Source organism: Saccharothrix lopnurensis (assembly GCF_042658445.1).
Classification (GTDB): Bacteria; Actinomycetota; Actinomycetes; order Mycobacteriales; family Pseudonocardiaceae; genus Actinosynnema; species Actinosynnema lopnurensis.
Genome location: NZ_JBHSQO010000048.1, coordinates 44,823 through 56,546, shown reverse-complemented (window position 1 = coordinate 56,546; position 11,724 = coordinate 44,823). Strand labels below are relative to the sequence as shown.

Below are 11,724 nucleotides of genomic sequence, written 5' to 3'. Positions count from 1 at the left end.
CCGGCCCGTTGGACTCCGGCCCGTTGGACTCCGGCCCGTTGGACTCCGGCCCGTTGGACTCCGGCCCGTTGGACTCCGGCCCGTTGGACTCCGCCCCGCTGGGTTCCGGCGCGGGCGTCGACCTGGGCGCGCTCCTCGACGACCTCGGGGCCCGCGGCGTGCGGCGCCTCATGGTCGAGGGCGGCACCCGCGTGCACACCGCGTTCCTCGCCGCCGGCCTCGCCGACGAGCTCCGGGTCGCCGTCGCGCCCCTGCTGATCGGCCAGGCCGACGCGCCGCGCTTCGTCGACCCCACCGCGTTCCCCGGCGGACCAGCCCACCGATTCCACCTCGAAGACGTGTCCAGGCTCGGCGACGTCGCCGTGCTCCGCTACTTCCCGAAACGCTGAGCCGCCGACCGCACGGCGTCCCAGCGGAACAGCGCCACCGCCGACACCAGCGCCAGCAGCAGCGCCGGCAGCACCGCGGCGGCCGGGTCCAGCAGGAGGACCAGCTCGGTCACCACGGCGCCGGCCATCACCGCCGCCAGCCCGAGCGCGGCGAACGCGGCCAGCGCCGGCACCAGCAACCCCACCCCGCCGGCGATCTCCAGCACCCCGGTGGCGTACCGCAGGCCCTGCCCGAGGCCGATCCGGTCGAACTTGCCCGCGAACCCGTCGCCGAACAGCAGCAGCCCGCTGTAGGCGAAGTACGCGCCCAGCGCGACCTGGAGCACCCACACCGCGGCCCGCCGCGACGTGCTCACCTGGACGGACACAGTCCTCTCCTCCCGAACAGCCGGGCGGTGTCCCGCCCGAACGACCAGACCAGCGCGGCCAGCGCGCCCCCGACCAGCGCCCCCGCGAACGGCACGAGCCCCGACACCGCGACCACCAGCACCACCCCCTGCACGGCGGCGACCACCTTGCGCGCCCGGCTGGGCGGCAGGTCACCGCGCAGCCAACCCCAGGGCCACGACGCCGCCACGAACGCGTACCGCATCACCCCGATCACCAGCACCCACGGCCCGAGCTGCCACGCCGCGTGCACGCTCAGCACCAGGATCAGGAAGGCGTCGACCTCCATGTCGAACCGCGCGCCCAGCGGGGAGGCGGTGCCGGTGCGCCGGGCGACCCGGCCGTCCACGAAGTCCAGCGCCAGCGCCACCGAGGCCAGCGCGACCAGCGGCGCCGTCTCCCCCGACCGGGCCGCCACCAGCGCGGTCACCCCGCCGACGAGCAGTCCCCGCGCCAGGGTGACCCGGTCGGCCGGACCCAGCCGGTGCCCGGTCCGCCGCACCGCGCCGCCCAGCAGCGCCGAGGTCGCCACCGCGTGGGCCACGCCGGCGAACCACCCCGGCGGCCCGAGGCCGACCGCGACCTCCAGCAGCTGGAGCAGCAGGACCTGCGCGCCCACCCACAGGACCGGTTCCGACCGGACCGGCCACCGGACCGGTTCCCGCTGGGCCAGCTCCCACTGGGCCAGCTCCCGCCGGACCGGTTCCCACCGGACCGGTTCCCACCGGCCCGGCTCGCGCGCGGTCGGCGCCGCGCTGTGCTGGAGTGTCGTCATCACGCCCCTCGTCACCGTTTCCGGAGGTACAACAGATGACACGCACGGCGAGGGCCCTGTGGTTCACCTCCGCCGGAAAATGCGAGATCAGGGAGGCCGAACTGCCCGAGCCGGGCCCCGGCGAGGTGCTGGTGCGGACCCTGCACTCGGGGATCAGCCGGGGCACCGAGGCCCTGGTGCTGCGCGGTGGCGTGCCGGAGAGCCAGCACGCGGTGATGCGGGCGCCGTTCCAGGAGGGCGCGTTCCCGTGGCCGGTGAAGTACGGCTACCTCAACGTCGGCGTGGTCGAGCGGGGCCCTTCCCCCGGGCGCACGGTGTTCTGCCTGTACCCGCACCAGACGCACTACGTGGTGCCCGCCGACGCGGTGACGCCCGTGCCCGACGCGGTGCCCGCGGCCCGCGCGGTGTTGGCGGGCACGGTGGAGACGGCGGTGAACGCCCTGTGGGACGCCGTGCCGCTGGTCGGCGACCGGATCGCGGTGGTCGGCGGCGGAATGGTCGGCGGGAGCGCGGCGGCGCTGCTGGCCCGGTTCCCCGGCGTGCGGCTGCAACTGGTGGACGCCGACCCGGCGCGCGCCTCCCTGGCCGCGGCGCTGGGCGTGGACTTCGCCTCCCCCGGGGACGCGCTGGGCTCGTGCGACCTGGTCGTGCACGCCAGCGCCACCGGGGAGGGCCTGACCCGGTCGCTGGAGCTGCTCGCGCCGGGCGGCCGCGTGGTCGAGCTGAGCTGGTACGGCGACCGGCGGCCGGCCGTGCCGCTGGGCGAGGCGTTCCACTCGCGGCGGCTGCGCGTCGTCGGCAGCCAGGTCGGCGCCGTGGCCCGCCCGGACCGCACGCACGCCGAGCGGCTGGCCCTGGCGCTGGACCTGCTGGCGGACCCCGTGTTCGACGCCCTGGTCACCGGCGCGAGCCGGTTCGACGAGCTGCCCGGGGTGCTGCCGCGGCTGGCGAGCGGCGAGCTGCCCGCCCTCTGCCACCGGGTGGACTACGGTGCCGGTGATGTTCCCGCCTGACACGACCACCGACGCCCGGGACGCCGCGGCCACCACCGCCGTGCTGCCGATCGGCAGCCACGAGCAGCACGGCCCGCACCTGCCGCTGGCCACCGACACGATCGTGGCGTGGGAGATCGCCCGCGCGGTGGCCGCCGCGCACCCCGTGCGGCTGCTCCCGCCGATCGCCATCTCCTGCTCGCACGAGCACGCCGCGTGGCCCGGCACGGTCAGCGTCTCGGCGCGCACGCTGCACGCGGTCGTCACGGACGTGGCCGACTCGCTGCGCCGGTCAGGGGTGCCGAACCTGGTGCTGGTCAACGCGCACGGCGGCAACTACGTGCTGTCCAACGTGGTCCAGGAGGCCGACGGGATGGCCCTGTTCCCGAGCTCCAAGGACTGGGCGGAGGCGCGGACGCGCGCCGGGATCGCGACGTCCTCCGCCAGCGACATGCACGCGGGCGAGCTGGAGACCTCGATCCTGCTGCACACCCACCCCGGGCTGGTCCGCCCCGGCTGGGAGTCGGCCGACCACCTCGCCGAGGACCGGCGGCACCTGCTGACGCTGGGCCTCGCGCCGTACACGGACTCCGGCGTGGTGGGCCGGCCCTCGCTGGCCTCGGCGCGCAAGGGCGAGGCCGTGCTCGCCGCGCTGGTCGAGGCGTTCGGCCCGTACCCGGCGGTGCTCTGAGCCGAGCAGCGGCACCACCCCCGGCAGGCTCGCGACCAGCGCCAGCACCCCGTACACCACACCGGTCGTCACGCCCTGCGCCGCGCCCAGCCCGGCGGTGTCGAACGCCACCGCGAGGAACGCCTCGCGCGGCCCGAACCCGCCGACGTTGAGCGGCACGGACATCACCAGCAGCGCGAGCACCGCCAGTGCCGCGAGCTGCCCGAGCGGGGCCCGCACGCCCGCCGCCCCGGCCGCGACCGCGAACAGGGCGACGTGCCCCGCGAGCGCCACCGCCGACGACAGCGCCACCCGGCGCACGTCCCGCGACCAGCACACCGCCACCGCGGCGAGCACCCCCGCCACCGGCACGCCGTGCGGCAGCAGGACCGCGACCCCGGCCAGGGCCAGCACCGCCTGACCCGCGAGCCGCTCCACCAGCACCGCCCGCAGGCCGCGCTTGACGTCACCGGCCCGGCGCCCGTGCCCGACCGCCCGGTGCACGTCGCCCAGGACACCGGCCGGCAGCACGGCGTTGAGCAGCAGGCCGCGGTAGTAGTCGGACACCGCGGCCCGCAACCGCAGCGACAACCCGAGGCGGCGGGCCACCACGCACCACCGCCAGGCGCAGCACACCGTGGTCACCCCGCCGATGCCCAGCGCGGCGGCGACGGACCAGGCGTCCACGGCGCGCAGCCCGTCCAGGAACGCGTCGGCGCCGAGCCGCAGCCCCAGCGCGGCGAGCACGCCGACCGCCGACAGCAGCCGGAGCCAGGGCCAGGCGCGCCTCATCGCGGCGAGCACCCGCGGCCGGCCGCGCCTCACCGCGGCAGGGTCCTGTGGTCCCGGCCGGCCGCGCCTCGCACCCGCGAGTTCCCGCGACCCCGGCCGGCCGCGCCTCACCGCGGCCAGTCCCCGCGACCACCCGCGCCTCACCCCGGCACCGCCAACAGGTCCTCGTGGTGCACCACCACGCGCGGGTCGTCGGCCTTCCGCCGCAGGTAGTCGGGCGCCTCCCGGGCCAGCTCCGGCTCCTGCTCCACCGCCGCGCCCACCCAGCCGCGCAACCACTCCAGCGCCAGCTCCCGGCGCTCCGGCCCCAACCGCCACGGGCTCGGGCTCGTGGCGACCGCCATCCCCAGCCCCGCGAACGCCTCCCGCGCCACACCCACCGCGTCCGGCCCGAGCAGCCCGTCCCGCCGCTGGTGCGCGTTGAACGCGTCCCGGAACACCGCGTCCAGCGGCTCGGCCGCCGCGAACGCCACCCGCCCGACCACCGACAGCGTGAACAGCACCGGCCGCCCGGCGCACGCCGCCGCCAGTCCCCGCACCTGCTCCTCCGTCAGCAGGTCGAGCAGCGCCGAGGCGGTCACCAGCGAGGTGCCGGCCAGGTCGGCGGCGGTCAGCGCGGTGAGGTCGCCCTCCCGCGTCCCGGCGGTCACGCCCGGCCCGGTCACGGTCGCCCGCGCCAGGTCGAGCAGCCGGGGGTCCCGGTCGTGCAGCACCCAGTGCTGCGGTCCGGGCAGCCGCCCGCCGAGCCACCGCCCCAGTGATCCCGTTCCACACCCGAGATCACGCACCACGAGGGGCGGCCGGTTCAGATGGATCTTGAGCCGGTCGACCAGGTCGACCGCGCGGGCGTCCGCGTCGGCCGGCTCGCGCAGGGCCAACCAGTCCGGGGAGAAGGCGCTCATGGGCGCAGGTTAGCCAGCACAGCGGCCAGGTCCCGCGCCGTCGAGTCCCATGTGGACAGTTCGGCCCGCCGCGCCCGCGCCAGGGCGCGCAGGTCGGCGCGCCACCGGTCGTCCGCGAACCAGCGCCGCAACGCGCGCGTGAACGCGCCCACGTCGCCGGGCGGCAGCAGCAGCCCGCCGCCGCCGAGCGCGTCCGGCACCGCGCTGGCGATCACCGGCAGGCCGCGCGCCAGCGCCTCGGTGACGACCATGCCGTAGGTCTCGGCGCGGGAGGCGAGCACGAACAGGTCCGCCCGCGCGTACCGGTCGGCGAGGGCGGCCCCGGTGAGCGGGCCGGTGACCTCCACCCGGTCGTCGAGCCCGGCCGGCGGCTCGCCGGGACCGACGAACGCGCAGGTCCACGGCGCGTCGACCCCGCGCAGGGCGGCGAGCAGCACGTCGTGGCCCTTGCGCGGGGTCAGCGAGGCCACGCACAGCAGCCGCGACGAACCGTCGGTGCCGACGGCGGGCGGCGCGGGGTCGACGCCCGGCACGACGACGTGGACCCCGTGCAGGCCGTGGCGCGCGGCGATCCGCGCGGCCGCCGCCGGGCTGGTGGCCACGACCGCGTCCGCCGAGCGCAGGCACTCGCGCTCCCGCGCGTCCAGCTCCGCCGCGACCCGCGCGGGCAGCCCCACCTCGTCGGCCAGCGGCAGGTGCACCAGCACCACCACCCGCACCCGCCCGGCGTGGGGCCGGAGCACCTCGGGCGCGGCGCACGCCACCAGGCCGTCCAGCAGCGCCACGTGCCCGTCCGGCACGTCGGCCAGCGCCCGCGCGAGCCCCCGGAGGTCCCCGTCCAGCGGCCACCGACCGCCGACGCGGACCTCCCGCAACCCGAGCAGGCCCGCGACCCGGCGGTCGAACTCGTGGCCGCCGCTGGGGGCGGTCGGCTCCGGCAGGACGAAGTGGACCGTCCCGGGCGGGACCGTCCCGCTCGGAACCGTCCCGCTCGGAACCGTCACAGGGACCGTTCGCAGGACGCCCAGGCCACGTGCGACTCGCGCAGGGTCACCTCGATCCCGGTCAACCCGCCCGCGTGCACGCCCAGCTCCCCCGCGCGCACGTCGTCGACCAGCCGGTCCGCGATGTGCCCGGCCAGGAACTCGGTGGAGGTGTTGACCCCGGCGAACGCGGGCTCGTCGTCCAGGTTGCGGTAGTTGAGCCCGTCGAGCACGGCGCGCAGCCGCCGGGTCGCCAGTCCGATGTCGACGACGATGCCGTCCGGGTCCAGGTCGGTCCTCTTGAACCTCGCGTCCACCACGAACGTTGCCCCGTGCAGGCGTTGTGCCGGGCCGAACACCTCGCCGCGGAAGCTGTGGGCGACCATGAAGTGATCACGTACGGTGATGCTGAACAGGGTGACCTCCACTGCGCGAGCGGGTTACGGTGCCAGTTGTGCCGACCGAGCGTAATCACGATCGGCCGGTTTCGCGGAGCGGAGGAGCCGGATGCGCGAGCGACTGTTCGACGACGAGGACGTGGCCGAGTCGGAACTGGTGACGCGGCGCGGCACGTTCCGCGCGGTGGCGTTCCGGCTCGCGGGCCACGAGCACCTGGCCCTGGTCCACGGAGGACCGTCGGCGGAGGACGTCCTGGTGCGCGTGCACTCCGAGTGCGTGACCGGCGACATCTTCGGCGCCATGCGCTGCGAGTGCGGCGACCAGCTCGACGCCGCCCTGGACCGGATCGTCACCGAGGGCGGCGGCGTGCTCGTCTACCTGCGCGGCCACGAGGGCCGGGGCATCGGCCTGGTGGCCAAGGTCCGCACCCACGTGCTCCAGGACGAGCAGGGGCTCGACACCCTGGACTCGGCCACCAGCCTGGGCCTGCCGGTGGACGTCCGCGACTACACCCCGGCCGCGCTGATCCTGCGACACCTGGGCATCCACTCGGTCCGGCTGATGTCCAACAACCCGGACAAGCAGGAGGCGCTGGAGGCGCACGGCGTCCGGGTCACCTCCCGCGTCCCGCTGCTGATGCCCCCGAACCCGCACAACATCGGCTACCTCACCGCGAAACGCGACCGCCTCGGCCACGACCTGCCCCAGGTGGCGGTGTTCGAGACCGGGTGAGCGGGCGGTCCGGGCCGGTTCACGGCACGGTCAGCCAGCAGATCTCCCCGGACTCGGGCGAGTGGTCGAGCCCGGCCATCTCCCGCCCGATCCGCGCGAGCGCGGCCTCCCGGTCCAGGTCCCAGGGCTCGAACGGACGTCGTCGTCGCTGGTCGGATCGCCGGGACGGGCACCGTGGTCCCACAGGTCGCCGATGATCCCCAGGACCACCTGTCGTTCGGCGGCGCGGACGTCATCACTCCCCCCTCCGCCGTGCGGTGCAGGCACTTCACCAGGAGAGCACGGACCGCCTCGGACTTCTGCGCGGGGGTCGTCCGGCACGTCGACCGGGTCCCGGCCGGGCGTGAACGAGTCGCCCACGCTCCCCGGTCGGCGGAGGCGTTCTCCGCCACGCCGCCCACGTGCGCGGGATCGGGCCCATGCCCTTCGCCTGGCGTCTCCACGTCGAACCGGTGCGGCCCCACCGACCCGTCGCCGGTGACGCCGCGTAGACCGGGATCGGGGTTCAACGCACTCCGATCGGAGCAACGGATCACGGATCGGGAACGCTCGTCCGGCCGATCACCACCCCCTTGCCCACTACTGCGCTTTCCGTAGTAGTGTTCACAGCACACCACCGGGGAGGGCTGATGGACACCAGTCAACTGCTCAAGGGGGTGCTGGACCTCGCCGTCCTCGCGGTGCTGCGCAAGGAGGACGGCTACGGGTACGACGTGCTCCGCAGGCTCCGCCAGGGCGGGCTGGACGGCGTCGGCGACGCGTCGGTCTACGGCACCCTGCGCCGGCTCTACAACGCCGGCCTGCTCACGTCCTACGTCGTGCCCAGCGAAGAGGGCCCGCACCGCAAGTACTACAGCCTCAACGAGCCGGGCCGGGTGCGCCTGCGCGAGTCGGGCCAGACCTGGAAGTCGTTCGCGCACACGCTCGACGACCTGTTGGGGGATTCGGCATGAACACGCAGACCAGCGCCGAGGTGCGCGACTACGTCGCCCGGATGCGCGCGGAGCTGTCCGACCTGCCCGCCACCGAGGTGGGCGAGATCCTGGACGACGCCGAGGCGCACGTGGCCGAGGTCGCCGAGGAGATGGGCGAGGGGTTCTCCTCGGCCGCCCTGACCGAGCGGCTGGGCACGCCGGAGGTCTACGCCCGCGAGCTGCGCGTCGCCGCCGGCTACCCGCCGCGCGCCGCCGGGCAGCCGGGGGCGGGTACGGGGACGGGCACGATCAGGACCGCGTTCCTGGCGCGGTTCGCGTTCTGGGCGCTGGTCGTCTTCACCGCCGTCGCGTTCGGCTTCGCCCTCCAGGGCGGCGACGGCGAGGCGCTGGTGGCGCTCACCGCCCTCCTCGCCGCCGTCGCCGCCGGGCTGGTGTTCTGGCGCAAGGAACTCCTGCCGCAGGTCGAAGCCCTGCCCGAGACCAGGGCGCTGCGCGACGCGCTCGGCCGCGCCGAGCGGTCCGAGGCGGGCCACGTCCTGCTCTCCCTGCGCGCCCTGCAACCGGCGTGGTGGGTGGTCCGGGCGCTGCTCGTGGTGGCGGCGGGCGCGCTGGTCCACCACTCCGACAGCACCCTCCTGCTGGCCCTGCTGCTCGGCGCGCTGTCGCTGGTCGCGGGCCCCAAGGCGAGGGCCGACCGGCGCTGGCTGTGGATCAGCCTGCCCGCCACCGGTTTCGCCCTCGGCTCGCTGCTGCTCATCCTCGGCTCGCTGGTGGGCAGGCTGGACCAGCCGACCGCCCCGGTGTCGGTCTACAACAACCCGCAGCAGTCCGCGCCGACCAACATCTACGTGTTCGACAAGGACGGCAAGCCGCTGACCGACGTGTACCTCTACGACGAGGACGGCCGCCCGATCGAGACGCCGTGGTACGGCTGCTACAGCCGGCGCGAGGACAACCAGTACCCGCGCCCCCGCGTCGAGCACGACGACCGCGGGTGCCGGGAGATCTCCGGTGTGCCGTTCGCGGCCGTCATCCCGAACACCCCGACCTCCACCACCACGACCACTCCCCCGCCGTCGCTCTCCCCCCTCCCCTCGACCCCGTCCACGCAGCCGGTCCCGTCCACGCAGTCGGCCCCGCAGTCGGCCCCGCCGTCGACCACCGGACCGGTCCCGTCGACCGCGAGCGTCGCGCCCACCACCTGACCACCGGGCGGCGTGCCGCGCTGCCCGGGGCTCAGGCGAGCGACGAACCGGGCAGCGCGGTGCGGTGCAGCACGGGCAGGGACCTGACCAGCAGGTACCCGAGCACACCGCCCAGGGTGTTCGCGACGAGGTCGTTGACGTCGACGCTGCGCCCGCTGCCCGCGAGGACGTAGACCAGCAACTGCGCCACCTCGATCGCCCCGCTGAACGCCAGCGACATCGCCGCCACCCGCCCGACGCCCACCGCGCGGGCCGCGACCAGCGGCAGCAGCACGCCGAACGGCACCAGCACCGCCACGTTGAGCACGAACGACGGCGCGTCGGCGGTCAGCAGCGGGACGGGGTTGACCTGCGAGTACCACGGTAACCCGGGCTCGCCCGGACCCCGCTGCACGTCGATCGGGAACAGCGTGAAGTGCGCGACCCCCGCGACGTAGAGCGCGACCACCACCCGTGTCACCAGGTGCGTGCCGGTCCACCCCGGCCGCCCCCGCGCCGCCCGCGCCACGAGCACCGCGCACCACACCGCGAGCAACGGCACGAGGACGTGCCACGACTCGATCCCGACGCCCGCGTACCCCACGTTGTCCCACATGCCGACCTCCTCTGGCCCGGTCGTCAGCGTGCGGGGTGGCGTGCCGTGGGGGCCTCCTCCTCCCGACGGGTCTTGTCGGGCCGCCTCCTCCTTTCGGCAGACCTTCTCCCGAGGGATCCGGTGACGGCGGGGCAGTCCCTACCCTGAATCCCGTGCGGTTCTCCACCCGAACAGCGGCCTGCTGGCTGGTCGCCGCGTGCGCGCTCGCCGGACTCGGCCTGGTCGACCTGCGGCTGGGCGAGTTCAGCGGCGACGACCCCCTGCGCCTGGTGTGGGCGGTGGCGACGTCGGCGGTCGCGCTGGTCGCCGCGTGGGCGGGCCCGCTCGGGGTGGGCGTGCTGTCCGCCGCGCAGGTGCTCGGCGCGGCGGTCACGTGGTGGGTGACCCGGCACGACCCGTCGACCGGCCTGCCCTTCCCCCTGTCCGCCACGGCCGCCCTGCTCGGCGTCCTGGCCCTGCTGGTGTGGCGCGGGGACCACCGGTGGATGGCGTTCGTGGTGCCCGCCGCCGCGGTGGCCATCATGGTCCAACCCGTGCGCGGCGACCTCGACGACCTCAGCGGCTTCCGGCCGGTGCTCGGCGTGCTGGTGCTGTCGCTCGGCGTCGCGGTGGCCGTGACCGGCGGCTTGGCGGCGCGGCTGACCGCCACCACCCGGGCGCGGCAGGCGGAGCGGGCGCGGGTCGCGCAACGCGTCGAGTTCGCCCGCGACCTGCACGACTTCGTCGCCCACCACGTCACCGGCATGGTGGTGCGGGCGCAGGGCGCCGCCGCGGTCGCCGACCACCGCCCCGAACTCGTGCTCCCCGCCCTCCGGGAGATCGAGCGCGCCGGCACCGAGGCGGTCGACGCCATGCGCCGCCTGGTCGGCCTGCTGCGCGCCCCCTCCGACGACGAGGCGCCCGGCCTGGCCGAGGTGCCGACCCTGGTCGAGCGCTTCCGCCGCACCTCGGGCCTCCCCGGCGCGCTCGACCTGCGCGGCCCGTTCACCGACGTCGCCCCGATGACCTCCACCGCGGCCTACCGCGTCGTCATGGAGGCGCTGACCAACGCGCACAAGCACGCGCGCGACGCGACCACCGTCGACGTGGTGCTCCACCGCACCGCCACGCACCTGGAGATCCACGTGACCGACAACGGCCGCCCCGCCCCGGAGCACCGCGACGGCTTCGGCCTGCGGGGCCTGCGCGAACGCGTCGCCGCCGCGGGCGGCGACCTGTCCGCCGGCCCCGGCCCGCACGGCTGGGCGGTCGGGGCGAGCCTGCCGATCGGGGCCCGGGGGTGACGATCACCGTGCTGCTCGCCGACGACCAGGCGATGGTCCGCACCGGCTTCCGGATGATCCTGTCCGCCCAGCCCGACATCGAGGTGGTGGGCGAGGCGGTCGACGGCGTGGAGGCCGTGGCGATGGCGCGGGACCTGGCCCCGGACGTGGTCCTGATGGACATCCGGATGCCCCGCCTGGACGGGCTGGCGGCGCTGCGCCGGATCAGCGGCCCGAAGGTCGTCGTGGTCACCACCTTCGACGACGACGAGCACGTGCGCGACGCCCTGCTCCACGGGGCGTGCGGTTTCGTGCTCAAGACCTCCGGCGCGACCCTGCTGGTCGAGGCGATCCGGGCGGCCGCCTCGGGCGAGGCCCTGGTGAGCCCGGCGATCACCGTGCGGATGCTCCGGGAGCTGGCGACCAGCCGCCCCGCGCCCCGCGACGTGCCGCTGTCGCCCCGGGAGCTGGACGTGGTGCTGCTGGTGGCGCGCGGGCGCACGAACGCCGAGGTGGCGCACGCCCTGCACGTCACCGTGGGCACGGTCAAGACGCACCTGGCGAGCGTGCAGGCGAAGCTGGGCGCCCGCAACCGGGTCGAGATCGCCGCGTGGGCGTGGGAGTCGGGCCTGCCGGAGCGGTGACCGCCGGCCGTCGCGCCGGCCCTGTCGCGCACCGCCACCGGCCACGACAATGCGGGTACGAC

16 protein-coding genes and 1 pseudogene are annotated in these 11,724 nt (G+C 75.7%); 9 read left to right on the top strand and 8 right to left on the bottom strand.

What is annotated here, in order from left to right; genetic code table 11:
• On the top strand, positions 1-389 hold a 389-nt coding region (locus ACFP3R_RS31030), incomplete at its 5' end, for a RibD family protein (protein ID WP_380641207.1).
• Here the strand turns inward: ACFP3R_RS31030 and ACFP3R_RS31025 are convergent.
• Together ACFP3R_RS31025 and ACFP3R_RS31020 are read right to left on the bottom strand one after the other, a co-directional pair.
• A complete protein-coding gene (locus ACFP3R_RS31025) occupies positions 371-757 on the bottom strand; it encodes a DoxX family protein (RefSeq protein ID WP_380641205.1) in 387 nt (128 codons plus the stop codon). The two genes, ACFP3R_RS31030 and ACFP3R_RS31025, sit on opposite strands and share 19 nt — an antisense overlap.
• Complete coding sequence (locus ACFP3R_RS31020) at positions 742-1,551, bottom strand: CDP-alcohol phosphatidyltransferase family protein (protein WP_380641203.1); 810 nt, start codon at positions 1,549-1,551, stop codon at positions 742-744. The genes ACFP3R_RS31025 and ACFP3R_RS31020 overlap by 16 nt, the downstream gene beginning before the upstream one ends.
• A gap of 35 nt (positions 1,552-1,586) precedes the next feature.
• On the opposite strand from ACFP3R_RS31020, the gene ACFP3R_RS31015 reads away from it, so the two are divergent.
• The 3 genes from ACFP3R_RS31015 (at position 1,587) to ACFP3R_RS31005 (ending at position 3,634) form a co-directional block, all read left to right on the top strand.
• On the top strand, positions 1,587-2,564 hold the full coding sequence (locus ACFP3R_RS31015) for a zinc-dependent alcohol dehydrogenase (RefSeq protein ID WP_380641201.1): 978 nt from the start codon (positions 1,587-1,589) through the stop codon (positions 2,562-2,564).
• Positions 2,551-3,234, top strand: coding sequence for a creatininase family protein (locus ACFP3R_RS31010; RefSeq protein WP_380641199.1), 684 nt, complete (start codon positions 2,551-2,553; stop codon positions 3,232-3,234). The genes ACFP3R_RS31015 and ACFP3R_RS31010 overlap by 14 nt, the downstream gene beginning before the upstream one ends.
• A 97-nt stretch (positions 3,235-3,331) precedes the next feature.
• Positions 3,332-3,634: a hypothetical protein gene (locus ACFP3R_RS31005; protein ID WP_380641227.1), complete on the top strand. Its 303-nt coding sequence runs from the start codon at positions 3,332-3,334 to the stop codon at positions 3,632-3,634.
• Here ACFP3R_RS31005 and ACFP3R_RS31000 read toward each other — a convergent pair.
• The 4 genes and pseudogenes from ACFP3R_RS31000 to ACFP3R_RS30985 all read right to left on the bottom strand — a co-directional run.
• Positions 3,610-4,005: pseudogene (locus ACFP3R_RS31000) on the bottom strand (lysylphosphatidylglycerol synthase domain-containing protein); the annotation flags it as partial. The gene ACFP3R_RS31005 and the pseudogene ACFP3R_RS31000 overlap by 25 nt on opposite strands.
• Positions 4,006-4,145: 140 nt before the next feature.
• Complete coding sequence (locus ACFP3R_RS30995; protein WP_380641197.1) at positions 4,146-4,907, bottom strand: class I SAM-dependent methyltransferase; 762 nt, start codon at positions 4,905-4,907, stop codon at positions 4,146-4,148.
• The gene (locus tag ACFP3R_RS30990) at positions 4,904-5,911 is read right to left on the bottom strand and encodes a glycosyltransferase family 4 protein (RefSeq protein WP_380641195.1); all 1,008 of its coding nucleotides are present in this window, start codon (positions 5,909-5,911) and stop codon (positions 4,904-4,906) included. The genes ACFP3R_RS30995 and ACFP3R_RS30990 overlap by 4 nt, the downstream gene beginning before the upstream one ends.
• A complete protein-coding gene (locus tag ACFP3R_RS30985) occupies positions 5,908-6,306 on the bottom strand; it encodes a 6-pyruvoyl trahydropterin synthase family protein (RefSeq protein ID WP_380641225.1) in 399 nt (132 codons plus the stop codon). The genes ACFP3R_RS30990 and ACFP3R_RS30985 overlap by 4 nt, the downstream gene beginning before the upstream one ends.
• Before the next feature lie 91 nt (positions 6,307-6,397).
• On the opposite strand from ACFP3R_RS30985, the gene ACFP3R_RS30980 reads away from it, so the two are divergent.
• A complete protein-coding gene (locus ACFP3R_RS30980) occupies positions 6,398-7,021 on the top strand; it encodes a GTP cyclohydrolase II (protein WP_380641193.1) in 624 nt (207 codons plus the stop codon).
• Positions 7,022-7,040: 19 nt separating this feature from the next.
• Here the strand turns inward: ACFP3R_RS30980 and ACFP3R_RS30975 are convergent, their stop codons facing one another.
• Positions 7,041-7,205 carry a hypothetical protein gene (locus tag ACFP3R_RS30975; protein ID WP_380641191.1) on the bottom strand — a complete coding sequence of 55 codons (165 nt, stop codon included), beginning with the start codon at positions 7,203-7,205 and terminating at the stop codon, positions 7,041-7,043.
• 445 nt (positions 7,206-7,650) lie between these two features.
• Here ACFP3R_RS30975 and ACFP3R_RS30970 point away from each other — a divergent pair, with 445 nt between their 5' ends.
• Together ACFP3R_RS30970 and ACFP3R_RS30965 are read left to right on the top strand one after the other, a co-directional pair.
• Positions 7,651-7,974 (top strand): PadR family transcriptional regulator, encoded by a 324-nt coding sequence (locus ACFP3R_RS30970; RefSeq protein ID WP_380641189.1) that lies wholly within the window; start codon positions 7,651-7,653, stop codon positions 7,972-7,974.
• On the top strand, positions 7,971-9,161 hold the full coding sequence (locus ACFP3R_RS30965) for a DUF1700 domain-containing protein (protein WP_380641187.1): 1,191 nt from the start codon (positions 7,971-7,973) through the stop codon (positions 9,159-9,161). Before ACFP3R_RS30970 ends, ACFP3R_RS30965 begins: the two co-directional genes overlap by 4 nt.
• Before the next feature lie 31 nt (positions 9,162-9,192).
• On the opposite strand, the gene ACFP3R_RS30960 is transcribed toward ACFP3R_RS30965, so the two are convergent.
• Positions 9,193-9,756 (bottom strand): VanZ family protein, encoded by a 564-nt coding sequence (locus ACFP3R_RS30960; protein WP_380641185.1) that lies wholly within the window; start codon positions 9,754-9,756, stop codon positions 9,193-9,195.
• Positions 9,757-9,908: 152 nt separating this feature from the next.
• On the opposite strand from ACFP3R_RS30960, the gene ACFP3R_RS30955 reads away from it, so the two are divergent.
• On the top strand, positions 9,909-11,039 hold the full coding sequence (locus ACFP3R_RS30955) for a sensor histidine kinase (RefSeq protein WP_380641183.1): 1,131 nt from the start codon (positions 9,909-9,911) through the stop codon (positions 11,037-11,039).
• Positions 11,036-11,662 carry a response regulator gene (locus tag ACFP3R_RS30950; RefSeq protein ID WP_380641181.1) on the top strand — a complete coding sequence of 209 codons (627 nt, stop codon included), beginning with the start codon at positions 11,036-11,038 and terminating at the stop codon, positions 11,660-11,662. The genes ACFP3R_RS30955 and ACFP3R_RS30950 overlap by 4 nt, the downstream gene beginning before the upstream one ends.
• The last annotated feature ends 62 nt before the right edge of the window (positions 11,663-11,724 follow it).

Excerpts from the sequence above, each read along its gene's own strand:
- ACFP3R_RS30965 (WP_380641187.1), top strand. The coding sequence starts at position 7,971 with ATGAACACGCAGACCAGCGCCGAGGTGCGCGACTACGTCGCCCGGATG.
- ACFP3R_RS31010 (WP_380641199.1), top strand. The coding sequence starts at position 2,551 with ATGTTCCCGCCTGACACGACCACCGACGCCCGGGACGCCGCGGCCACC.
- ACFP3R_RS30980 (WP_380641193.1), top strand. The coding sequence starts at position 6,398 with ATGCGCGAGCGACTGTTCGACGACGAGGACGTGGCCGAGTCGGAACTG.
- ACFP3R_RS30995 (WP_380641197.1), bottom strand. The coding sequence starts at position 4,907 with ATGAGCGCCTTCTCCCCGGACTGGTTGGCCCTGCGCGAGCCGGCCGAC.
- ACFP3R_RS31020 (WP_380641203.1), bottom strand. The coding sequence starts at position 1,551 with ATGACGACACTCCAGCACAGCGCGGCGCCGACCGCGCGCGAGCCGGGC.
- ACFP3R_RS30970 (WP_380641189.1), top strand. The coding sequence starts at position 7,651 with ATGGACACCAGTCAACTGCTCAAGGGGGTGCTGGACCTCGCCGTCCTC.
- ACFP3R_RS31015 (WP_380641201.1), top strand. The coding sequence starts at position 1,587 with ATGACACGCACGGCGAGGGCCCTGTGGTTCACCTCCGCCGGAAAATGC.
- ACFP3R_RS30960 (WP_380641185.1), bottom strand. The coding sequence starts at position 9,756 with ATGTGGGACAACGTGGGGTACGCGGGCGTCGGGATCGAGTCGTGGCAC.